At 67.6% G+C, this 21,618-nt stretch carries 19 protein-coding genes; 3 read left to right on the top strand and 16 right to left on the bottom strand.

Annotated elements, in window-relative coordinates; genetic code table 11:
• The first annotated feature begins 763 nt into the window (after positions 1-763).
• Together ACGFNK_RS04080 and ACGFNK_RS04075 are read left to right on the top strand one after the other, a co-directional pair.
• Positions 764-1,291 carry a universal stress protein gene (locus tag ACGFNK_RS04080; protein WP_393411720.1) on the top strand — a complete coding sequence of 176 codons (528 nt, stop codon included), beginning with the start codon at positions 764-766 and terminating at the stop codon, positions 1,289-1,291.
• A 203-nt stretch (positions 1,292-1,494) separates the two neighbouring features.
• Complete coding sequence (locus tag ACGFNK_RS04075) at positions 1,495-2,085, top strand: GPR1/FUN34/YaaH family transporter (protein WP_386352519.1); 591 nt, start codon at positions 1,495-1,497, stop codon at positions 2,083-2,085.
• Between the two features lie 185 nt (positions 2,086-2,270).
• Here ACGFNK_RS04075 and glmS read toward each other — a convergent pair whose 3' ends face one another.
• The 10 genes from glmS to ACGFNK_RS04025 all read right to left on the bottom strand — a co-directional run bounded on the left by glmS (position 2,271) and on the right by ACGFNK_RS04025 (position 14,506).
• Positions 2,271-4,088, bottom strand: coding sequence for a glutamine--fructose-6-phosphate transaminase (isomerizing) (gene glmS, locus ACGFNK_RS04070; RefSeq protein WP_393411717.1), 1,818 nt, complete (start codon positions 4,086-4,088; stop codon positions 2,271-2,273).
• Between the two features lie 26 nt (positions 4,089-4,114).
• On the bottom strand, positions 4,115-4,372 hold the full coding sequence (locus ACGFNK_RS04065) for a hypothetical protein (protein ID WP_328771391.1): 258 nt from the start codon (positions 4,370-4,372) through the stop codon (positions 4,115-4,117).
• A 127-nt stretch (positions 4,373-4,499) separates the two neighbouring features.
• Positions 4,500-5,387, bottom strand: a complete 888-nt coding sequence (locus ACGFNK_RS04060; protein ID WP_393411714.1) for a DUF4429 domain-containing protein — start codon at positions 5,385-5,387, stop codon at positions 4,500-4,502.
• Positions 5,388-5,461: 74 nt separating this feature from the next.
• Positions 5,462-7,264, bottom strand: coding sequence for an IucA/IucC family protein (locus ACGFNK_RS04055; RefSeq protein WP_393411711.1), 1,803 nt, complete (start codon positions 7,262-7,264; stop codon positions 5,462-5,464).
• A complete protein-coding gene (locus ACGFNK_RS04050; RefSeq protein WP_393411708.1) occupies positions 7,261-7,824 on the bottom strand; it encodes a GNAT family N-acetyltransferase in 564 nt (187 codons plus the stop codon). The genes ACGFNK_RS04055 and ACGFNK_RS04050 overlap by 4 nt, the downstream gene beginning before the upstream one ends.
• Positions 7,821-9,098 (bottom strand): lysine N(6)-hydroxylase/L-ornithine N(5)-oxygenase family protein, encoded by a 1,278-nt coding sequence (locus ACGFNK_RS04045; protein ID WP_393411705.1) that lies wholly within the window; start codon positions 9,096-9,098, stop codon positions 7,821-7,823. The genes ACGFNK_RS04050 and ACGFNK_RS04045 overlap by 4 nt, the downstream gene beginning before the upstream one ends.
• Entirely contained in the window at positions 9,082-10,548 is a 1,467-nt protein-coding gene (gene desA, locus ACGFNK_RS04040; RefSeq protein WP_393411702.1) for a lysine decarboxylase DesA, read from the bottom strand. The genes ACGFNK_RS04045 and desA overlap by 17 nt, the downstream gene beginning before the upstream one ends.
• Before the next feature lie 184 nt (positions 10,549-10,732).
• A complete protein-coding gene (locus tag ACGFNK_RS04035) occupies positions 10,733-11,578 on the bottom strand; it encodes a siderophore-interacting protein (RefSeq protein WP_393411699.1) in 846 nt (281 codons plus the stop codon).
• A gap of 315 nt (positions 11,579-11,893) precedes the next feature.
• Entirely contained in the window at positions 11,894-12,940 is a 1,047-nt protein-coding gene (locus tag ACGFNK_RS04030; protein ID WP_393411696.1) for an ABC transporter substrate-binding protein, read from the bottom strand.
• Between the two features lie 708 nt (positions 12,941-13,648).
• Positions 13,649-14,506, bottom strand: coding sequence for a helix-turn-helix transcriptional regulator (locus tag ACGFNK_RS04025; protein WP_393411693.1), 858 nt, complete (start codon positions 14,504-14,506; stop codon positions 13,649-13,651).
• Positions 14,507-14,640: 134 nt separating this feature from the next.
• Here ACGFNK_RS04025 and ACGFNK_RS04020 point away from each other — a divergent pair, with 134 nt between their 5' ends.
• Positions 14,641-15,108: a transposase gene (locus tag ACGFNK_RS04020; protein ID WP_393412158.1), complete on the top strand. Its 468-nt coding sequence runs from the start codon at positions 14,641-14,643 to the stop codon at positions 15,106-15,108.
• 460 nt (positions 15,109-15,568) lie between these two features.
• On the opposite strand, the gene ACGFNK_RS04015 is transcribed toward ACGFNK_RS04020, so the two are convergent.
• The 6 genes from ACGFNK_RS04015 to ACGFNK_RS03990 are packed head-to-tail and all read right to left on the bottom strand — an operon-like array spanning position 15,569 to position 21,538.
• Positions 15,569-16,606 carry an alcohol dehydrogenase catalytic domain-containing protein gene (locus ACGFNK_RS04015; protein WP_393411690.1) on the bottom strand — a complete coding sequence of 346 codons (1,038 nt, stop codon included), beginning with the start codon at positions 16,604-16,606 and terminating at the stop codon, positions 15,569-15,571.
• A 40-nt stretch (positions 16,607-16,646) separates the two neighbouring features.
• Entirely contained in the window at positions 16,647-17,492 is an 846-nt protein-coding gene (locus ACGFNK_RS04010; RefSeq protein WP_393411687.1) for a sugar phosphate isomerase/epimerase family protein, read from the bottom strand.
• Complete coding sequence (locus ACGFNK_RS04005; RefSeq protein ID WP_393411684.1) at positions 17,489-18,262, bottom strand: SDR family NAD(P)-dependent oxidoreductase; 774 nt, start codon at positions 18,260-18,262, stop codon at positions 17,489-17,491. The genes ACGFNK_RS04010 and ACGFNK_RS04005 overlap by 4 nt, the downstream gene beginning before the upstream one ends.
• On the bottom strand, positions 18,259-19,407 hold the full coding sequence (locus ACGFNK_RS04000; protein WP_393411681.1) for an alcohol dehydrogenase catalytic domain-containing protein: 1,149 nt from the start codon (positions 19,405-19,407) through the stop codon (positions 18,259-18,261). Before ACGFNK_RS04000 ends, ACGFNK_RS04005 begins: the two co-directional genes overlap by 4 nt.
• Positions 19,404-20,435, bottom strand: a complete 1,032-nt coding sequence (locus tag ACGFNK_RS03995; RefSeq protein ID WP_393411678.1) for an ROK family protein — start codon at positions 20,433-20,435, stop codon at positions 19,404-19,406. Before ACGFNK_RS03995 ends, ACGFNK_RS04000 begins: the two co-directional genes overlap by 4 nt.
• Positions 20,432-21,538: a sedoheptulose 7-phosphate cyclase gene (locus ACGFNK_RS03990; RefSeq protein ID WP_393411675.1), complete on the bottom strand. Its 1,107-nt coding sequence runs from the start codon at positions 21,536-21,538 to the stop codon at positions 20,432-20,434. The genes ACGFNK_RS03995 and ACGFNK_RS03990 overlap by 4 nt, the downstream gene beginning before the upstream one ends.
• Positions 21,539-21,618: the final 80 nt, after the last annotated feature.

Below are 21,618 nucleotides of genomic sequence, written 5' to 3'. Positions count from 1 at the left end.
GAAGTTGGCTGAAAAGCACCGGGTGCGTGAGCGGAAACCGGTCAGTCGACCGGCGCGTTTTCTGAGGCTCTCCGACCCCCTCTGTGCGCTCCTGTACCGCCCCTGACGCGCCGTCGGCGATTTGCTGTCCGTTTCCCGGCCGGTTTCTCGCTCACCGTGCCCGCCGCGAACCGCTCGGACCGCCTGAGCAAGGCCCGGCACACGGCCGTCACGGCCGCCAGCCCGAGGGTGGTGCCGGCGGCGCCCGCCAGGGAGGTTCCGTACAAGACGAGCACCACGGGGACCAGTACGCAACTGAAGGCCGCCCAGCGCACCACATCGCTCACGGAGTCGCCGACGGGGTCCTGTGCGGCGGGTTTCCCGGAGGAGGGCTGGGGTGCGGACACGGTGGGCCTCCCTGGAGCGGTGGCTTACGGGAGTTCAACGCCTGTTCGACCCGCCGGTCACGGAATCCGCACCGCGGCGGGAGTCCGCCGGGACGAACCGGGCGGCGGAAACAGACCGAGAAGCGTGGCAAACCGAGCAACTGCCGTGCCACGGCGATCGAAACCCTGTGCAAACAGCCTGTACGTGGCAGCAACCATTGCGTTGCGGGTGCCCTCTCGTGCATGCTCCCTGGAACCCTCCCGCGGCCGTCGCGGGATCTGGGCAGAGGAGGCGTGCCGCCGTACCCTTGGGGGTATGGGGTTGGGAAGATGATTCCCGGACACAGCTCCGTAGCACCTGTCGTCCCACCCATGAGGATCCAAACGCCGAGACAGCCATGGCCGGTCAAGAATTCTACGATCCCGCGGACCGCAAGCGCCCCGTCGTCGATCCCACGACGTCCGAGCCCTTCGCGGCGGAAGAGACACGTCAATCCTGTGACCCCGCGTTCAAACACGGCGTCGTCGTCGGTTTCGACGGCTCGACGTCCAGCGAGCGCGCCCTCGCCTATGCGATCGGAATGGCACACCGCTCCGGCTCCGGCCTGATCATCGTGCACGTCGCCAACCGGCTGCCGACCACGGTGTGGGCGGGCTGTGAACCCCCGGTCTTCGTCGACGTCCCCGACCATCGCACCGAGGTGCTGGGGCTCGAACTCGCCTGCGCGGACTATCTCGCCGAGGTGCCCTGGATCCTCGTCGAGCGCGGCGGCGACATCTGCCACGAGCTCGAGGAGGTCGGGCGGGAGTACGAGGCGGACGCGATCGTCGTCGGCTCCACGCACGGCATCGTCGGGCGCATCTTCGGCTCGGTCGCGGGGCGGCTGGCGAAGCGGGCGCAGCGCCCTGTCATCGTCATCCCGTGACGCGTCATCGTCCCCGTTGCTCCAGGCGTTGTCCCAGGTGAGGCGAGGCGCGGCCGGGTGCCGGCGCGCTCGTGACGCGGCATAAACCTACTCGCGCGTAGAGGTGGTTTGTGTCCTTGTGAAGGGTACATACCGGTCGCTGGGCCGACACGGCCCCGGCACAGGGCATCGCGCAAGCGCTCCTGCACGGAAGGGGGCCCGCCGTGAACAACGACGTCACTGCGGGAAGCACCATCACCACCCTCGGTCATCTCGCCCTCGGCGTCACCCTGCTGTTCTTCGGCCTCGGTCACACAGAAGTGATCGACGGCGTGACGGCGGCCGACGCCGTGGGCCTCGCCACGTACGTGGGCGGCATCGCGCTCTTCATCGCGGGTCTGTTCGCGTTCCGCGACCGTGACATCGTCACCGGCACGGCCTTCGCGGGGTTCGGGGCCCTGTGGTTCGCCTGGGGTGCGATGACGGGCGACTGGGGAGTCACCGCCGGTAGCGCGTTGTCGGACAACGCCGCAGGGCTGTTCTTCCTGCTGTTCGCCCTTGTCGCGCTGAGCCTGACCCTCGGGGCGGCGGCCCGTGGACCGCTCGCACAGGGTGCCTACGGGCTGTTCTTCGTCGCGCTTGTGCTTCTCGCCATCTCGAGCTTCGCGGACAACGAAGCGCTCGGGAAGGTCGGCGGCTGGTTCGCCGTGGCGGGCGGCGCCGTGGCCTGGTACGTCGCGACGGCGTTCCTGGCCCACTGGCCCACCGCACTCCCACGACGCGCTGCCGGCCGGAGGATGACGGCTACCGGCTGAGGCAGCCACGAGCCGAGGTAATGGGCGACCTCGGCTCCCGCAAAGAACGGCCTCCTGTGTGCTGGTGGCACACACGGGAGGCCGTTCGCGCCCCCTTTTGCGCCTAAACCGGCGCCGCTCTCGCGGAGCTGGTTGATCGCCGTCGGGGTTGCTCAATTATCGCTTCGGCCGTCTTGTGGATCTTTTTATTCCACCGTCACGGACTTTGCCAGGTTCCTGGGCTTGTCGATGTCCCGGCCCAGGGCCAACGCCGTGTGGTAGGCGAGGAGTTGGAGCGGGATGCCCATCAGGATCGGGTCCAGCTCGTCCTCGTTCTTCGGGACGATGATCGTCTGGTCGGCCTTCTCCTGCTCCTGGTGCGCCACCGCGAGGATCTTGCCGCTGCGGGCCTTGATCTCCTCCAGGGCGGCGCGGTTCTTCTCCAGCAGGTCGTCGTCGGGGACGATGGCAACCGTGGGCATGGCCGGCTCGATCAGCGCCAGCGGGCCGTGCTTCAGCTCGGATGCCGGGTAGGCCTCTGCGTGGATGTACGAGACCTCCTTGAGCTTCAGCGAGGCCTCGCGGGCCACCGGGTAGCCGCGTACGCGACCGATGAAGAGCATCGAGCGGGCCTCGGCGTACTGCTCGGCCGTCTTCTTGATCGCGTCCTCCTGCTCGAGGATCTCGGAGATCTGGCCGGGCAGTTTGCGCAGGCCCTCGATGATCCGCTTGCCGTCCCGGACCGACAGGTCACGGGTGCGGCCCAGGTGCAGCGCGAGCAGTGCGAAGGCGACCGTGGTGTTGGTGAAGCATTTCGTGGAGACGACGCACACCTCGGGGCCCGCGTGCACGTACATGCCACCGTCGGCCTCACGGGCGATGGCGCTGCCCACCACGTTCACGATGCCCAGCACCCGCGCGCCCTTGCGCTTCAGCTCCTGCACGGCGGCCAGTACGTCGTACGTCTCGCCGGACTGCGAGACCGCGACGTACAGCGTGTCGGGGTCGACGACCGCGTTGCGGTAGCGGAACTCGGAGGCCGGCTCGGCGTCCGCGGGGATACGGGCCATCTCCTCGATCATCTGGGCGCCGATCATGCCCGCGTGGTACGAGGTGCCGCAGCCGAGGATCTTCACGCGGCGGATCTTGCGCGCCGCGCGGGCGTCCAGATTCAGGCCGCCCAGGTGCACGGTGGAGAACCGGTCGTCGATGCGGCCGCGCAGGCACCGGTCCACGGCGTCGGCCTGCTCGGAGATCTCCTTGTGCATGTACGTGTCGTGGCCACCCATGTCGTACGAGGCCGCCTCCCACTCCACGGTGGTCGGCTCGGCCGTCGTACGGGTGCCTTCGGTGGTGTACGTACGGAAGTCGTCGGCCTTCAGCGTGGCCATCTCGCCGTCGTCGAGGGTGACGATCTGCCGGGTGTGGGCGACCAGGGCGGCGATGTCCGAGGCGACGAACATCTCCTTCTCGCCGATGCCGAGGACGACCGGGGAGCCGTTGCGGGCCACCACGATGCGGTCGGGGAAGTCGGCGTGCATGACGGCGATGCCGTACGTGCCCTCGATGACACGCAGCGTGTCGCGGACCTTGTCCTCCAGCTTCACGGCCTGCGAGCGGGCGATGAGGTGGGTGAGGACCTCGGTGTCGGTCTCGGAGAGGAACTCGACTCCGTCGGCCTCCAGCTTCTTGCGCAGGTCGGAGGCGTTGTCGATGATGCCGTTGTGGACGACGGCGACCTTGCCCTCGGCATCCAGATGCGGGTGCGCGTTGACGTCGGAGGGTGCGCCGTGCGTGGCCCAGCGCGTGTGGGCGATGCCGGTGGTGCCCTTGAAGCGGGCCGGAACCTTCGCCTCCAGGTCGCGCACCCGGCCCTTGGCCTTGACCATCTTGAGGCCGGCCGTCTTCGGGCTGGTCACGACGATGCCGGCGGAGTCGTAGCCGCGGTACTCCAGGCGCTGCAGGCCTTCGAGCAGCAGCGGCGCCACGTCACGCTTGCCGATGTATCCGACGATTCCACACATACAGAAGGCCCCTAGCCCTAGACGATCTAGCCATAGACGATGCGGCGCAGCTGTCTGAGCGTGAGCTCGGGCGGTGCGACCGCGCGGTACTTCAGGTCTGCCGCGATCCGTTCGAAGATCGCCGCGTTCACCAGGCCCTGAACCTGGAGCTCGCGATGGCGGCGACGGACGTATTCCTCGGTCGTCTCGTCGAAGTAGGCGAGCACGTCCTGGATCACCCGCAGTGCCTCGCCCCGGCTCAGGGCGGTGGAGCGCGTCAGATGATCAACGAGTTCGTCGTGCACTCGATGATCCTGAATGATGGGGCGGGTGATCGCAAGAAATCTGCCCGATATCGGGCAGTGCTGTGGCGGAACTGTCTCAAAGAACCTGCCCTGGCCGCAAAAGATCTATGTCGGGTCGGAGGTCGTCTCAGAGGCGCTTCAGGATGGCCTGCTTGGCCAGGGTGAACTCCTCGTCCGTGAGGACGCCCGACTTGTGTAGTTCGCCCAGTTCGCGCAGGCGGCGCAGAAGGGCGTCGTGGTCGGGCTCGGTGGGCGGCTCGGCGTCCTTGACCGGGGAGTTGGACGGTGTGGGCACCCTGTCCTCCAGGGATGCCGCCGACGGGTGCGGCAGGCGAGCCTGTACCGCCGCCGCGACCAGTGCCATCAGCGGGTCCTTCTTGAAGCCCCACAGCTCAACGGAGTTGGGGTCGTACTTCGGCGGGGCCTTGGTCGGGGCGTTGCGGACGGTGAAGCGGAGACAGCCGTTCTCCAGGCCGACGGCCGGGTGCCACTCCACGGACTGGATGTCCGCGAAGTAGAGCGTGCGGGGACCGGACGCCGCCTTGGCCTCCTCCGTCTTCCAGTTCCAGTCCAGCCGTACGCGCTCCCCGTCGAAGCTCGCGGTGCCGTCCCCGGCGGACACCGACAGCGGCACGGACGGGCCCGGCAGCAGATAGCGGTCGACGGCGGTGGCCGGGACCTGGTCCAGCAGCAGCGCGTTGCGGATCTCGTCCACGAAGTACTCGGCGACGCCGTAGCGGTCGGAGTCGACGGCGAGCTGATACGGGTCGTTGGGTTCGGCGAGCTTGCCGCCGGTCGCCTGCAGCAACGGGTCCGCGCCCTCTCGCAGCCGGAGCTTCAACCGCCCGGACTTCTTGCCCTGCTCGAAGGAGATCCCCGCCAACGCGCCCAGCGGGACCGTCAGTTCACCCAGCGTCTTGCGCAACAGGCTCACGCTCTTGTCGCGCCCCGGAGTCAGGTGCAGGGCATCGCCGTCGAAGGTCCAAGTACCGTCCTTTTGGATGATTTCCGCCATACGGCAATTCTGTACGACGGCGGGCGCCCCCTGGGACCGTACTCGAGGGCGCCCGCCTGCTTGTGGGGCTGCTGCTACAGCCCGGCTATGGGGTTCTTCAGGTTGCCGACGAGCTGGAGTGCTCCGGCCGGGTCGGCGAGGTCGACCATCTGCTTGTTGTTGCGCAGTTGCAGCCGGTTGAGGCACGACAGCGCGAACTCAGGCGCGAACATGTCGTACTGCCGGAACTTGTCGGCCAGTTCGGGCGCGGCTGCCTGATAGTCGCGTACGCAGTCGGCGACCGTCCGCCAGAAGTCGGTCTCCTCGATGACGCCCTCGTCGGCGAGGTTCGCGGCCAGGAAACGGAAGAAGCAGTCGAAGACGTCTGTGAGGATCGACAGAAGCTTCTTGTCCTCGGGCACCTCGACACGGATCCGCTCGACCACCGGCGGCAGCACCGCGTCCGGGTCCATCACCGCGATCTCCTCCGCGATGTCCTTGTAGATCACGCGCTGCACGGCGCCGTCCTCGAGGACGAGGATGACGTTCTCGCCGTGCGGCATGAAGACGAGGTCGTACGCGTAGAAACTGTGCAGCAGCGGCGTGAGGTAGGCGTGCAGATAGCGGCGCAGCCACTCCGTCGGCGCGAGGCCCGAGCGCTCGATCAGCGCCGCCGCGACGGAAGCGCCCTCGTGGTCGACGTGGACGAGGGACGCCATGGTGGCCAGTTGCTCGCCCTCGCGGAGGGAGGGGACCGGGCTCTCGCGCCATAGGGCGGCGAGCATCTTGCGGTACGGGGAGTAGCGGTCGGTGGCGGCCTCGTACTCCAGGTGCCGGTAGCCGACGGCCGCGCGCTCGCGGATGACCGACAGGCCGGTGGACTTCAGCACCGGGTCGTTCTCGACGAGTTGGGCCAGCCAGTCGTTGATGGCCGGCGTCGCCGCCATGTACGCGGCGGAAAGACCGCGCATGAAGCCCATGTTGATGACCGACAGCGCGGTCTTCACATAGTGCTTCTCGGGGGCGCTCTTGTTGAAGAACGTCCGGATCGACTGCTGGGCCAGATACTCGTCGTCGCCCTCACCCAGGCACACCAGGTGCTGCTGGGCGACCTCGGCCGCGAAGGTCACGGAGAGTTTGTTCCACCACTGCCAGGGGTGGACCGGGATGAGGAGGTAGTCGTCCGGGTCGAGGCCCTTTTCGGTCAAGGTGACGGAGAACCGCTTCAGCGTCTCGTCCCCGAGCTCGGACCGCAGCAGGGACTCGTAGTCCAGGCCCACGCCCGCAGTGAACGCCGCCCGCGAGCGGTGCGCCGCCAGCCAGATCAGCCGTACGGGGCTCGCGGTCTCAGGGGCGTACGAGAGGTACTCGTGGACCCCGAAGCCCAGCCGCCCGTTGTTGGCGACGAAGCAGGGGTGGCCCTCGGTCATCCCCGTCTCGATCTCCTGGAAGCCGCTCCTGGCGAGTTCGGCGGAGGTGAGCTGCGGCTTGGTGAGCTTGTAGCAGGTGCCGGAGAGGGTGGAGGAGATCTCCTCCAGATAGACCGGCAGCACCTCGTCGCTCAGGCCCAGCGCACCCTTCAGCTCGATGAAGAACTCCATGGCGTGCAGGGGGAGTTCTCTGCCGTCGCGGTGCCGGGTGATCGACTCGGCGTCGACCTGCCAGTGGTCGAGGGCGCGACGGGCGGCGGTGAAGCGGTAGCGGGTGAGACCGTCGTCGCTGCGTACGGCATACGAGCCGTCGTCGCCGGCCTCAGGCGTGAGGAGCCGCTCGTGCGCGAACTCCGCGAGGGCCTTGCGGATGAGGAGGCGGTTGGCGCGCGCCCAGCGTTCGGGGGTCAGGTGCGCCACGGCGTCGGACAGATGCGGTCCGGCTGCGGTGTCGGTGGTCAGGGTCATATCGCCACTCCTCGCGAAGCCAAGCTGTGCCTTTCAAGGAAGTGCGCCCGCGTGCAGAAGGACAGCAGCGCGCGCTTCTCCGGCTTCTGGATCTCGCGTACGGGCACAAAGCCGACGGCCTCGTTCAGCGCGTGCACCGCCGTGTTCGTCACGTCCGGTTCGACGACGACCCGCCGGGTGCGCGGGTCGGCGAACAGGGACTCCATCACCGCGGTGATCACGGCCAAGGTGAAGCCGTGCACGGGCGTGTCCGTCGGCGCCACCAGGAAGTGCATGCCGACGTCGCCGGGCTCGGGTTCGTACAGGCCGACCAGTTCGACGTACCGCGGGTCGTAGCGCTCCATCAGGAACGCCGGCTCGCCGTCGTGCAGCCCGATGAACGCGTCGTGGTGCTCATGGGCGGCGATCCGCATGTACTCGCGCTCCACGTCCTGGAGTTTGGCGCCCTGCATCATCCAGTAGGCCGCCTTGGGATGGGTCACCCAGGAGTGCAGCAGCTCGGCGTCGGTGAGCGGGTCGAGGGGGCGCAGCGAGAGCGACCCGCGAATCACAGTGCTCATACGGCAAACTCCTGGAACGCGATGGTCTTCTCCACCGGGTAGTACTCGGTGCCGAGCAGCTCCCGGATGATGTACGCGTTGCGGTACGCGCCCATGCCGAGGTCCGGTGAGGTGATGGAGTGCGTGTGGACGCCCGCGTTCTGCAGGAAGATGCCGCGCCCGGTCGTGTCGATGGCGTAGTTGCGGGTCACGTCGTAGTTGCCGTGCTCGTCGTAGCGGATCCGGTCCCGTACGGGCTTCAGGAACTCCGGCTCCGCGTACTTGTAGCCGGTCGCCAGGATCAGGCCCTCGGAGAGCAGCTCGAAGTCCTTCTCCTGCTCCTCCTGACGCAGGCCGAGGATGTACGTGCCGTTCTCATGACTCGCGCTGTTCAGCGAGGAGTTGGTGAGCAGCCGGGTAGGGACCGGACCGCCGAGGTTCTTCCGGTAGAGGAGATCGAAGATCTCGTTGATCAGCTCACCGTCGATGCCCTTGAACAGGCCCTTCTGCTCCGACTGGAGCCGGTAACGGGTCCGCTCCGGCAGCGCGTGGAAGTAGTCGATGTACTCCGTGGAGGTCATCTCCAGCGTGAGCTTGGTGTACTCGAGCGGGAAGAACCGCGGCGAGCGCGTGACCCAGTTCAGCCGGTACCCGTGGACGTCGATCTCGCTCAGCAGGTCGTAGTAGATCTCCGCGGCGGACTGCCCACTGCCGACCAGGGTGATCGACTTCTTCGCCTGCAGCTCCTGCTTGTGCTGCCGGTAGCGGGAGTTGTGGATGAAGTCCCCGCCGAGACCCTGACAGGCCTCGGGGATGTACGGCGGCGTTCCGGTGCCGAGCACGAGGTGCCGGGCGCGGTAGGTCTCGCCGGCTTCCGTCCGTACGACATAGACGTCATCGACGTACGTGACCTCGGTGACCGTCGTGTTGAAACGGATGCTGGAGAGCTGCCCGGCCGCCCAGCGGCAGTAGTCGTCGTACTCGACGCGCAGCGGATAGAAGTTCTCGCGGATGTAGAACGCGTACAGACGCCCGGAGGACTTCAGGTAGTTGAGGAAGGAGTACGGGGACGTCGGGTCGGCCAGGGTGACCAGGTCCGACATGAACGGCGTCTGGAGGTGCGCGCCCTCCAGGAACATCCCCGAGTGCCACTCGAAGTCCGGCTTGGACTCCAGGAAGACGCCGTCGAGTTCGGTGATCGGCTCGGTGAGACAGGCGAGGCCGAGGTTGAAGGGGCCGAGGCCGATCCCGATGAAGTCGTAGGTCTTCTCGGGGGATTCAGGAAGCGTGGTCAAGGGACTCTCCCAGGTACTGCTCGGCGTGGCCGGCTATCAGATCGAGTACGGCGGCGATGTCGTCCGTCGTGGTCTCGGGGTTGAGCAGGGTGAACTTCAGGTAGTGGCGGCCACCGACCTTGGTGCCCGCGACGACCGCGTCACCGGAGGCGAACAGGGCCTTGCGGGCGTACAGGTTGGCGCGGTCGATCTCGGCCGGGTCGGTGACGGCCGCCGGGATGTAGCGGAAGACGAGCGTGGACAGCGACGGCTGAACCACCACGTCGAAGCGCGGATCGGCGGCAAGCAACTTCCAGCCGTCGGCGGCGAGTTCGCAGACCTCGTCGAAGAGTTCACCGATGCCGTCGGCGCCCATCACGCGCAGCGTCATCCACAGCTTGAGCGCGTCGAAGCGGCGGGTGGTCTGCAGGGACTTGTCGACCTGGTTGGGGATGCGCTCCTGCACCATGCGGCGCGGGTTGAGGTACTCCGCGTGATACGTGGCATGCCGCAGCGTGGCCGCGTCCCGGACCAGCACGGCGGATGAACTAACCGGCTGGAAGAAGGACTTGTGGTAGTCGACGGTGACGGAGTCGGCGCGCTCGATGCCGTCGATGAGGTGGCGGTTCCTCCGGGAGGTGAGCAGCCCGCAGCCGTACGCCGCGTCGACGTGCAGCCAGGCGCCGAACTGCTCGCACAGCTCGGCGATCTCGGGCAGCGGGTCGATGGAGCCGAAGTCGGTGCTGCCCGCGGTGGCGACGACGGCCATCGGGATCAGCCCGTCGCGGCGGCAGCGCTCCAGCTCATGGGCGAGCGCGACGGTCTGCAGCCGCTTGTCGTGGCCGACGGGGATGGAGACCACGGAGTCCTCGCCGAGCCCGAGCAGTTTCGCCGACTTCTTGACGCTGAAGTGGCTCACCTCGGAGGCGAAGACGCGCAGTTTGGCGTACGAGGCCGGCTCTTCCCACCCTGCCCGCCCTGGCTTGGCCTCCTCGCGGGCAAGCAGCAGCGCCTGGAGGTTGGACTGGGTGCCACCGCTGGTGAACACCCCGTCGGCGGCCGGGCCGAGGCCGATGCGCTCGGTGGTCCAGTCGATGAGCCGGCGCTCGATGAGGGTGCCGCCGGCGGACTGGTCCCAGGTGTCCAGCGAGGAGTTGACGGCCGAGAGGACCGCCTCGCCGACGACGGCGGGGATCACGACCGGGCAGTTGAGGTGCGCGAGATAGCGCGGGTGGTGGAAGTAGATCGCGTCGCGCAGATAGAGCTCTTCGAGCTCGTCCAGGGCCGCGGTGGTGTCGAGCAGCGGCCGGTCGAGGTCGATCCTGTCGATGCTCGGCGCGAGGGCGTCGACCGTGACGCCGGTGAACGGACGGTTGGTGGTGGCGAGTTTGGCCGCCACCCGCTCGATTCCTTCGGTCACGGAGCTGCGGTACCGCTCCGCGGTCGTGTCATTGAGCAGGTGCGAGCGCATGGGGGTGTTTCCTCCGGGGCAGGAGAGGGTGGGGGTGGGGAGAGCGGTGTCCTTGAGAGTGCGTGGGCGCCTTACTTAGGTAAGGCTAACCTAACTTCTCAATGGCCGCTGGCCCTCATGTCCCTTTAGTTGCGCGTTTGCTTGCCTTTGGTGGCTGTGTGTGTTGGGTGAATCACTCTCCCTGTCACTCTGCTTGCGCGCGCAGTTGCTCCTCGGTCAGCCCGCGCCGCCAGTAACCGACGAACGTGACCCGTCGACGGTCGATCTCCCGCTCGCGTACGAGGTGCCGGCGCAGCTCCTTCACTTGGCCGGACTCGCCCGCGATCCAGGCGTACGGACTTTCTGCGGGCGGGAGTTGGGCCGCTCGGATCGCGTCGTGGGCCATGGGGGACCCCTTGTCGCGTACGAGCCAGGTGATGTCGGCGTCGGCGGGGTTGATGAGTTCGAGGCGGTCGCCTGCGTGCGGGACTTCCAGCCAGGCGGCTGCCCTGGTCCCGGCCGGCAGGGACTCCAGGATGGCTGCGGCGGCGGGCAGGGCGGTTTCGTCCGCCCACAGGACGATCAGGTCGGTGTCGATGGGCGGGCGGAAACGGATCGCTGTGTTGTCGGCGACGGCGGGGCCGAGCAGCACGACTCGGTCACCGGGCTCGGCATCGGCGGCCCAGCGGGAGGCCGGGCCGGCCGGGGTGGGGGCGCCGGGTTCCGTGCCGTGCAGCACGAAGTCGATGTCGATCTCGTCGGGGTCGCGCCTCAGGGCGCGGAGTGTGTACGAGCGCATGATCGCGCGTACGTCTTCGGGGGTGTCGATCCAGGCCTGGCGCCAGCCCTCGCCGTACTCCATCGGCATGACTGGGTGCTCCTGCCCCGGCCGCGGAAGGAAGAGGGAGAGGCTCTGGTCGAGGCCGTTGGAGGCGAAGGCCTTGAGGTCTGGGCCCGCGAAGGTGACTCGGACGAGAGACGGGCTGAGCCGCCTGGTCCGTACGACCTGGAGGGAGAAGAAACGGTACGGGGTGGCTATGGCTGTTGCCATGCGGGCTCCTGAGTTTTTCGTCAGGGGGTAGGGGGTGCTGTTGAGTCCGGGCTGAGGGTGCGTTGTGGCTGGTCGCGCAGTTCCCCGCGCCCCTGGAGGGGCGCTGCTGCCGGCGACCGCCCGAAAGGGGCCGGCCCGCGCGCCGCTGGCAGAAGGGCCGGTGGCGCTCCGTTAGGGGGCGGGGCTGTGTCAATATGCGGCTCCGCCGCGTGGGCGCGAGCAACCACAACGAATACGCACCCGCTCAACCGCCGGAGGCACCCGCGGGGAACTGCGTGACCAGCCACCAAACGGCCCGCAGTCGACCAACCCCGCTCAGCTGACCTTCTTGGCCTTCTCGATGGCCTCGGCCAGGTTCTCGAGGAGCGGCGCGCACTTGTCGTAGGACAAGATCGGCTCCGGGTCACGCGCGATGACCTGCCCAGCCTTGACGGCAGGCAACTGCTTCCACGTGCCCTCCGTGATGTCGGCGGGCTGGATGGCCGAGGAGCGGTTGTCCATCATGATGAGGTCCGCGTCGTACTTGTCGACGTTCTCCCAGCTCAGATTCTCGAACCAGCCGCCGCTGGCCTTCAGTACGTCGGCGGGGGGCTCGACGAAGTTCACGCCGAGCGCCTTGTAGTACTCCAGGTCGGCGGAGAGGTTCGAGGTGGAGACGTAGAAGATGTCCTGGCTCGCGGAGCCGGCCAGCACCTTGATGCCGGGGTTGGCCTTGACGGCGGCGCGCACCTTGGCGGAGGCGTCCTCGAAACGCTTCTTCGCGGCGGTCACCTTGGCGGCCTTGACGTCGGCGCCCAGTGACTCGGCGAGCGCCATCATGCGCTGCAGCGGCCCGGTCAGCTGGCGGTCGTAGACGGAGATGCCGACGCTCTGGGCGAGGGCGGCGATCTTGTCCTTGGACTCCTCGGGGACGTACCAGAGCGTGCCCGCGTCGTCGAACATGGTGGTGATCAGCACGTCGGGCGCCAGGGTCGCGTACTTCTCGACGTTGAACTGGCCGAACTCGTTGCCGAGAATGGTCACCTTGTTGATGTCGAGGTCACCGGCCTGGACGTCGGCCTTGCCGTCCTTGGTCTTGGTGGGGCCGAAGACGCCCTTGACCTCGATGCCGTAGTCGTGGAGCGCGGCGGCGACGCCGGTGAACGCGACGATGTTCGCCGGGACCTTGTCGGTCTTGGCGGTCTCGCCGCGGTCGTCCTTGAAGCTCCAGGGGCCGGACTTGGCGGCCTCCTTGGAGTCGGCCGAGCCACCGCTTTGCGCGTCGTCGTCGCCGCAGGCCGCGAGGACAGCGCCGAGGCCGAGGGCGCCGCCCGCGGCGAGGACGCCGCGGCGGGTGAGGTGGGCGGAACGGGCGTTGAACATGTGTGGCTGCTTTCGAACGGGGCTGGATTGCGGGACAAAGTATCAAGTCAGGTTAGCCTAACCTAACTGCAAATCCAGAAGGTGGTTCCGGGTGCTGAGACACCCGGAGCGATGTATGCCCGTTGCTGTGAGCCGCCTGTGGATCGAAGGCGGGCGAGGTTGCTGCCCCTCCATCGGGACGCAGTGCAGCCGGTTGTGCCGCGAATGGCAAGGCCGACCTGACGCCTCAGTGGTCGGCTGGCGAGCCGTCGGATCCCGCTTACCCAGCAGTCGGCGGAGCATGCCACTGTCGCGACCACGCCGACTCCAACACGGCCGCCGACCACATCGAGGCCACGAAACCGGCACTGGCTGACCGCGCGCGGCCAGCGGCTGTCACTCAACGCCCTGCTCGACACCATTAGCGATCTTGCCGATCGGCAGCGATCCCGGACTCTGGCGGCTTTGGCTGGCGTCGCGGTGTCCAGTAGCCCGGTCCGACGTCGGATACCGCACTTCTGCTATCCGTGTGGGTCGGCGCGCCAGTCGCTTCGAAGCCGGGCCGCAGGATCCGCAACAGTTGTCGTGCATGACCACTGCTGTGCATCGTAGGCCCCTCGCCTCGGGTACGCCATCGGCACCGACCCGACGAGTAGTCACCGGCTCGATTCGGGTTTCAGGCCCTTGACCGCGAGGTGGCGAATCCTGCTTGCCGCTGACGCGGCTTTGTTAGGCCGGGCGGCCTATTTCGTGCGTTCGGTAGCGTTCCGTTGATACGACTCGGCGTAGCTCGCTGGCCGAGTCGGTGTGGGGTGGGGCTGTGAAGACCACGACGCGTAGGTCGTTGCCCGGTACCGTGAGAACGTCGCAGTCCAGGGTCAATGGGCCGATCTCGGGGTGATGGACGGTCTTGGTGCACGTGCTGTGTACACCTACCGCATGGGAGTTCCATAGCTCGACGAAGTGGGCGCTGGTTTCACTCAGTTCGGCCACGAGGTCGGCCACGCGTGCGTCTGCCGGGTACAGGGCGGTGGCGGCGCGCAGATCGGCTACGACGGCTTGCTCGAAGCGTGTTTCCTCATGCGGTTCGTGCGTAACTGTGGTTGGCCGCCGGTGGAAATGCGACCAGAGCACGTTTCGTTCCCGCTCGGACGCCTCGGAGGGATCGCCCAGCAGAGCGGCGAAGGGTCCGTTCCAGGCGATCAGGTTCCAGATCGCGTCGTAGACGCCCAATGGAACGTCCTGCATCTGGTCGATGAGCCGTCGCACACTCGGCGTGATCCAGGCGGTCACCTGACCGTCGTTCGGCGGCTGTTTCCCAGCGAGGATGAACAGGTGGCGCCGTTCCTGCTCAGACAACCGCAACGCCCTGGTCAGTGCGTTCAGGATCTGGGCCGATGGCGTCCCCACCCGGCCTTGTTCCAGGCGCATGATGTAGTCGGCCGAGATCCCGGCGAGCAGCGCGAGCTCCTCCCGCCGCAGGCCGGGCGTGCGGCGGTTGCGGCCTGCGGGGAAGCCGACAGCCGTCGGGTCGAGCCTGTCCCGCCAGGTCCGTAACGCGTGGCCTAGCTCCACAGCCTTGTTCATCTGTCAAGTATGGGCTGACTGACAGGTCGGCGGCTTGAACCTAGCCTCGCCGTTTCGGTTGGGTACGGCGGCTGTTGAGGCGGAAATACGAAAGTGCCTTCCTGACCTGGGACGATGAACCTTGCTGAGGGGTTCTGTCGGTCCAGGCGGAGGGCACTTTCTACGTGCAGGCTATCGGGTTGCGTCCCAAGGTCCAGGTCTGTGCCGATGGTTCGGGGGTGGTCGGGCATGCCGGGGCACGGTTGCTGGCGGAACTCGCCGATGCCACGGGCCTGACCGCCGCGTACTCTGCCGCGCTCAGGCCGCTTCGGCCACGCGGGACCGGACACGACCCGGGCCGGATCGCCACCGACCTGGCCGTGATGCTCGCCAACGGCGGCGAGGCCATCGCGGCCCTGGCCGTACTGCGGGACCAGCCAGCAGTCTTCGGCCCTGTCGCCTCGACACCAACGGCCTGGCGGCTGCTCGCCGATGTTGACGAGAGCGCCCTCGCCTCGCTGGCGGGTGGCTTGTGGGGTTCCACAGTGACCTCCGCTCGTCTCTCTCCGACCGTTCGGCAGCATCGCTGGCGGCCTAGGGCATTCTCGCTGGCGGGCCGGTGAGAGCCCCGCCGTTGGACAGCCGGTGGACAGACGCCTTTGGACAGTGCATCACGGCGTAGCACTGGTCAACCTGTCGTACCTGCTCTGATCAGGAAAAACGCCACCGGAGAGCACGACAAGGCACCAGGGCAACATGATCGCTCATGGTCTCGTAATGCGTAGGTCTCGGGTTCGAATCCCGAAGGCGGCTCTCTCCAAGCCCAGCTCAGACAGTGTCTGAGCTGGGCTTTTGCGTTCAGTAGACGCGTCGGTGGCGCCGGGCGCGGGCCGCGCGCCGGTCCCCGGTCTCAGCTCGATCTTCCCTTCACATGCCCGCGCCGTTCGTCGTCGCCAGTGTGATCCCGCCGCTGCCGCTGCCGCTGCCGCTGCCGCTGCCGCTCCCGCTCTCGCCTCCCGGCTCCGGCTGGCTGGTGATCTACGCCGGTATGACCTTCCTTGATTGCGTCGCGGCCCCACCCAATCAGCCCTGGGAGGTGACCTTGATCAGTACCTTTCCGGGGTAGTCCTCCTTCCCCGCAGCGATATCCATGACAAGGTGCGGGAAATCATCGAGGCTGATCTGCCTTGACGTCAGTTTTTCGAGGGGAAAGTCGTGCGGGTGTTCCGCATGCAGCCTGAAGCCTTCCTCGTAGTCTTCCCTGAGGCATCCGTAGGCACCCGATATGTCGAGCCGCTTCCCGAGATACTCCACGGACTCGATGCGTTCCTGTCGGCGAATGGCGTCGATGTCCGCCTGGCCGATGGGGAAGCTGTCACCTTTGCGTGTGCCGCCGTAGACGAACAGAACCGCTCCGTCCGTCGCCATGTCGGCGGCGATTTCGAGGAGTTCTGTCGTGGCTATGGTGGGCGTCACCATCACGATGTCGAACTGGTTTCGGTGCGCCTCCGTCTTCGCGTCCGCCAGGGGATGTATTTCGCCCTCGGCGAGAATCTCCTGGTCCCGTGCGAATGCGCGTCGCGTCTCTCCGCGGTTGAACACCGAGACCGACGCTCCCAGGTGCCTGGCGTACATGGCGAACATCAGCCCTGCGCAGCCGGCGCCGATGATGCCCACCCTCTTGCCCTGGAGAGAGGGCAGTTTCGTGAGTTCGAGCAGATTCCTGAGCGCGTGCACGATGCAGGCAAACGGCTCGGGCATCCAGATGTTGTCCCGGATGTGCGGCTCCGGCACCCGCACTACGGCTTGGTCCAGCTGCTCCTTCGTACCGTGTACAAAGATGTACTCGGCGAAGCCGGTCGTGCGCGTCGGAGTGATGTTGGGGTTGAGGGTGACCAGGTCGCCTTCTTGGAACCCGGTCCGGGCACCTGCGAAGGCGGCGACGCCGACAAGTTCGTGACCGAACAGCGGACCGCGGTCTTCCATGACATCGCGTGAGCCGAGTATCTCTTTGGCGTCAGCCCGGCAGATTCCTATGTAGTCAGGCTTGATCACGACGGTGTCGTCGCCGAGCGTGTCCTGCGGGAAGACGTGAGCGCCAAGGCTCACTACGCCGTCCATCAGTGTGGTCGTTACATATGCGGGCGGGAGGCTTGGCAATTCAACTCCTCATTTGGATTTCAGTATCTCGCGCGTCCGTGTGTGCAGCCCGGGCGCGTACGCGTACGCGTTCGACGTCGAGGGCGAGACGTCTCATGTCGCCGTCGCGGTAGTCGTTTTCGAGGATCAGTGCTTCGGGTGTGTATTCCTGTGCTTGAAGGGCGGCGAGTGCCTCCCATACCCGGCCGTCTCCATCTCCGAGGAGTTCCCGGGCCACGACGCCGTTCGTGCCGTCCTTGAGATGGATCTGGGGTGCGATCCACTCATGGGTCGCCTCGATCAGTGCCAGGACATCGAGGCCGGACGCACGCGGGTTGTAGGTGTCCAGCAGCAGTCGGAAGGAGGGTGCCGCCACTTCATCGACCAGAGTTCGCGCGCGCTGCGGGTCCAAGCCGTTCTCGTTGGCCAGGAGCAGTCCGCGTGATTCTGCCTCCCGCGCCGCCCAGGCCAGCACGGCCGCGGTCCGCCTCAGATCCTGCATGTCGTTGATGGCACTGCGGCGAAAGCTCGGTACGAACGCCAGCGGCGTTCCCAGGGCCAGGGCCGTGTCGAGCACGCGAGTCAGGATGTGGCGGGCACGCAGCGCGTCCTGGCTGCCCACCGGCGCGTTGAGCCCGATGTCGTTGAGTGTGTTGCCGGAGACAGCGAGCGGTTTCACCCCGTATCGGGCGCAATCGTCCCGGAGCCGGTCCACGGTTCCCGCCGCGTCGAGCCATGGTCCTCTGCCGGGGCCCCCGAGGTCGAGTTGGAGGCTCTCGGTGCCCATCCTGCGCGCCAGTTCGACCGCGTCGAAGTGATCCCCCGGCAGCCGCCAGCCGGCAAGCCCGACGAGGGGGAACCGCGTCACGATCCCGTCCCCGACGAGATTGTGCGGCTCTGGGACACCGGCATCTTCTCGCTCACCGGGTACCAGGCGCCCGCGCCGTCGACCACCAGATGGGCACCGTGCAGTTCGGCTCCGGCCGTTGCCGCCAGCTCCCGGGCCAGCGGGGCAAAGCTCGCTGGCCTCATGTAGGTGCTGTAGTCGAACCCCTCCGGGCGCCTGCGCCGGATCCCGGCGGTGTCGACCATGCCGGCCGGGAGGGCCTGTACGACGCGCAGGGCTTCGGCGCTTTCCTCCTGCGCGATGGAGTCGAGGAGAGCCGAGGCGGCCGCCTTCGAGGCGGCGTATCCGGATCGCCCCGGACCCGCGTTGTAGACGACCTCGGACGAAACCCCGAGAAACACTCCGGGAGCCTCGGCACGGCGCAGTGCCGGCAGCGTCTGAGAGAGCGTCAGCCAGAGGCCGTGCAGATTGACTTCGATCTGGCGTCGCCACTCCGCCTCGGTGCAGTCCCTGAAGAGGGCTCGTCGGTCACCGTAGTGAACCGCCGAGTAGCAGACCGAGTGCAGGGGCTCGCAGGTAGCCAGCGCCAGGCTCTCAGCGACCTGGGCGGCGTCCGTGAGGTCCGTGGCCACCCAGCGGAGGCGGTCGGCACCGGCCCCGGTCGGAGCCGATCTGCTGAGCACCATGACGTCGAGCCGTGCCTCGGCCCAGGCGTCCGCGACGCCGCGGCCGATACCCGTGGACCCGCCGACCACCAGTGCGCGGCGGCGGTTCTGACCATGTGCTGTCACTGAGTCTCCAGGGGAGAAGGCGGCACTGGGACGAAACGCACCGCGAGTTTGATGAGCCGGCTCCCGGCGACGGTCCGGCTGCGACTGGCCGACAGGTCGTTCATGATCTGGGCGGCTTCCCGAAGCCCCACGACATGGGTCACCAGGTCGCGGTAGGACGCCGGATCCCGGCACAACTCGGCGGCCGCCTCGGCGAGATGGCCGTTGCCCACACCGCGGTGGCCCGTCAGGCGTGCGCGTCGGCCTTGGGCGGTGCTCACCTGCGTGCAGGCGGCCGGCACGGGATGCCCCGCGCAGTTGGCGGCCCGGACGGCAGCCAGATCGACTCCGGGCAGCAGTGCGCTGGCGGCGCCCGGCGGGAGACCGCCGAACATGTCGACGGTCAGGTCGCCGCTGTCGAGGCGCAGGGCGGATTCGAGTGCGTCCAGCGTGCCGTCGCGCGGTGTTGCGAGCAGTGCGGCGACCGGTTCCCCGCCGAGCGGGGGTACCTCACCCCGCTCCCCGCCGAGCAGCAACTCCACGCCGGGTACGTGGCGTTGGGCGCTCCATGCCAGTCCGTCACGGGTGTGATGCACAAGGAGGACACGTACGCCCTCCCCGAGCCATCGGCGGGCAGCGCGTGCGGCGAGCTGCCCGATTGTTCCGTCGCCGTACACCACCAGGGTGCGAGGGTGTGCCGTGGCCAGCAGGGTGAAGGCGTACCGGACGGCTGCCAGTGGCTCGATCAGCGTGCCGAGCACAGCGTCGGGCGGCTGCTCCAGGGGCACGACGAGGCCGTCCCGCACCGCTGTCGCGGGAATGCGGGTGCGCTCCTGCAACAGGCCGTCGACGTTGTGTCCCAGCAAGAAGGACGGGTCCGACCTGTGGGTGGGGTTGACCACGATCGGCATGCCCGGCCGCAATGAGTCCGGGACACCCGCCCCGGCAGCGACTACCCGGGCAATGCCTTCGTGGCCGATGACCGGTGCGGGGTCATCGCGCAACCCGCGCAGCATCTGGATGTCGGTTCCGCACAGCCCTGCCACCTGTGTGGCCACCAGCAGCTCACCCGGTGCTGGTTGCTGGGTGGGACGAAGGCGCAGTCTGACTCTTCCTGCCTCACGTACGAGTGCCTGGTGATCCGGGATGTTCTGAGCTGTCCTCATGCCGGCACTCCGGCACATGCTGCGATCCCTGCGCCCGCCAGGCTGTCGGCTTCACCAGGACCAGTGACGGTGATGCGCTGCTCCAACCAGTCGGGGGTGCGGTCGCTGGTCAGATACAGCCCCTGCCGGGTGAGGTGTCCCATCAGGGCACGTTGGTAGTGTTGGGCGAGGCCGTGTACGACGCCGCCGGTCAGGACTGCCTCGTCGATCTCAGGATCGAGGCACAACGCGGTGCGCAGGACGGCTGCGACGGGAGCGGTGACCGCGTCGAGCAGCTCGACCGCGAGGTCGTCCTGCTCGTCCAGCGCACGGCGTAACGATGCTTCGAAGTCCGTCCCGTCGGCCGTCAGCAGGCCGAGTCGAGACGCTGCCCAGCGGCCCGGTTCCCGCCGCTTGAGGGCTTGCGCCATCCGTGCGATGCCGGGGCCGGATGCGTACGCTGCCACGTGCCCCGTCTTCCCGCAGTCGCACTCCAGCTCGATCGGGCGTCCGGCCAGCTCGGTGTTGGCCGGCAGGTGACCGATCTCGCCCTGCAGTCCGCAGCCGTCCACCGGAATCCGGCCCTGCCGCTGGTCGATGACTCGGCAGGCGATGCCCGTGCTGATGGTGGCCAGCAGGACTTTGCGGTGTCCGCGACGGCTGGAGGCCGCCGCGGCATGCAGGAGTGCGGCCGTGACGTCGTTGACGATGTGCCACCGGACGTCACGTCGCCGGGACGCCAACGCCGCCCGCAGGTCGTACGGCGCGCTGTGCTCACCCCACAGCGGTGCGGAGGCGTAGACGATGCCCGAGCGGTGGTCGAGCGCGGCTCCGAAGGAGATGCCGACAACGGCATCCGGTGTCTCGGGAGCCGCATCGCACAGGTCCCGGACCATCATGTCCTGGAGCTCGGAGACCGTGGCACCGGGAAAGCGCTTGAAACTGGGTGAGGGGCGTGACGTACGGGCGCGTAGCTCTCCCCCGCGCAGCCACCACGCCTGGCGAATATGGGTTCCGCCGACGTCGAAGACAGTGATGGCCGTGCTCATACCGCCGCGCCAACGAGTTCCCCGTCCGCGGCCGCCTTCCAGGAGTCGACGAACTCCAGCGCACGGCCGAGCTCTTCCGCGGTGAGGTCGTTGGCGAAGACCACGGAGCCGATGCCCCGTGTGAGGGGAACACGCTGGAGCCCGTCGCGGTGCTTGACCGCGTCGGCGAGAGCCTCTTCGAGGAGCTCCTGCGTGAAGATCGGGTGCGAGATAGGGAGTTGGAAACCCTGGAGCAGCTTCAGCGCCCGGTCCGTGTCGCTCTTCGAGAGATGCCCGCGCAGGTGGGCGAGGGCAAGGCAGATCGCCATGTCGACGGCGACGGCTTCACCGTGCAGCAGTGGCGGGTCGGCGCGCAGTTCCAGGGACGGGCTGAAGGTGTGGCCGTAGTCGACGGACCTCTCCAGTACCTGCTCCCAGAGGTTCGGCTCCAGTTCGTCGAGCATGCCGGAGATCGCCCGGGACAGGACCTCGCTCACCGCCGAGCCGCAGCCGGCCAGGGTGTAACGGGTGATGGAGCCGACCGTCGCCTCCAGGAGGTCGAAGAGGACGGCGTCCTTGACCAGAGCCATCTTGATGATCTCCGCCATTCCGTTGGCCACGTGGCGCGGATCGATGGTGCGGAGGAACTCCGGGTCGATCAGGGTGAGTTCCGGCGCGAAGTAGGCCCCCAGGCGGTTCTTGTGGTGTCCGTAGTTGATCCCGGTCTTCACCCCGATCCCGGCGTCGATCTGGCCGACCAGCGTGGTGGGGATGCGGAGGTAGGGCACACCGCGGCGGTACATGCTCGCCGCGAAGCCGACGATGTCCAGGACCACACCGCCGCCGACGGCGACCACCTTCTCGGCACGGCGCAGGATCCCCATCCGCGACATGGCCTCGGTGACGCGGACGGCCTGCTCGAGGTACTTCGCGTCCTCGTCGCCCTGGACGACCTGCCAGGTTGCTTCGATCTGCCAGCGGTCCAGGTACTCCGCGAACGCTTCTCGGTAGAGGCTGTCGACCGCGGCATCGATCACTAGGAGGCAGCGGAAGGGGTGCCCCTGACCGCCGCCGCAGGCGCGGGCAAGGGTGGGGTTCTCGAGATCCAGCAGTCCGCGCACCATGCTGACGCTGTATGCGACGGGTTGTTCAGCCCGGACGTTCCAGTGAAGTCCGGGTGGCTTGGGGAGATCGGCAACCGGGT

The organism is Streptomyces sp. NPDC048825, assembly GCF_043198355.1.
Lineage (GTDB): Bacteria > Actinomycetota > Actinomycetes > Streptomycetales > Streptomycetaceae > Streptomyces > Streptomyces xiangluensis.
The sequence above is the reverse complement of the archived record's forward strand: the minus strand, read 5'-3'. Positions and strand labels throughout refer to the sequence as shown.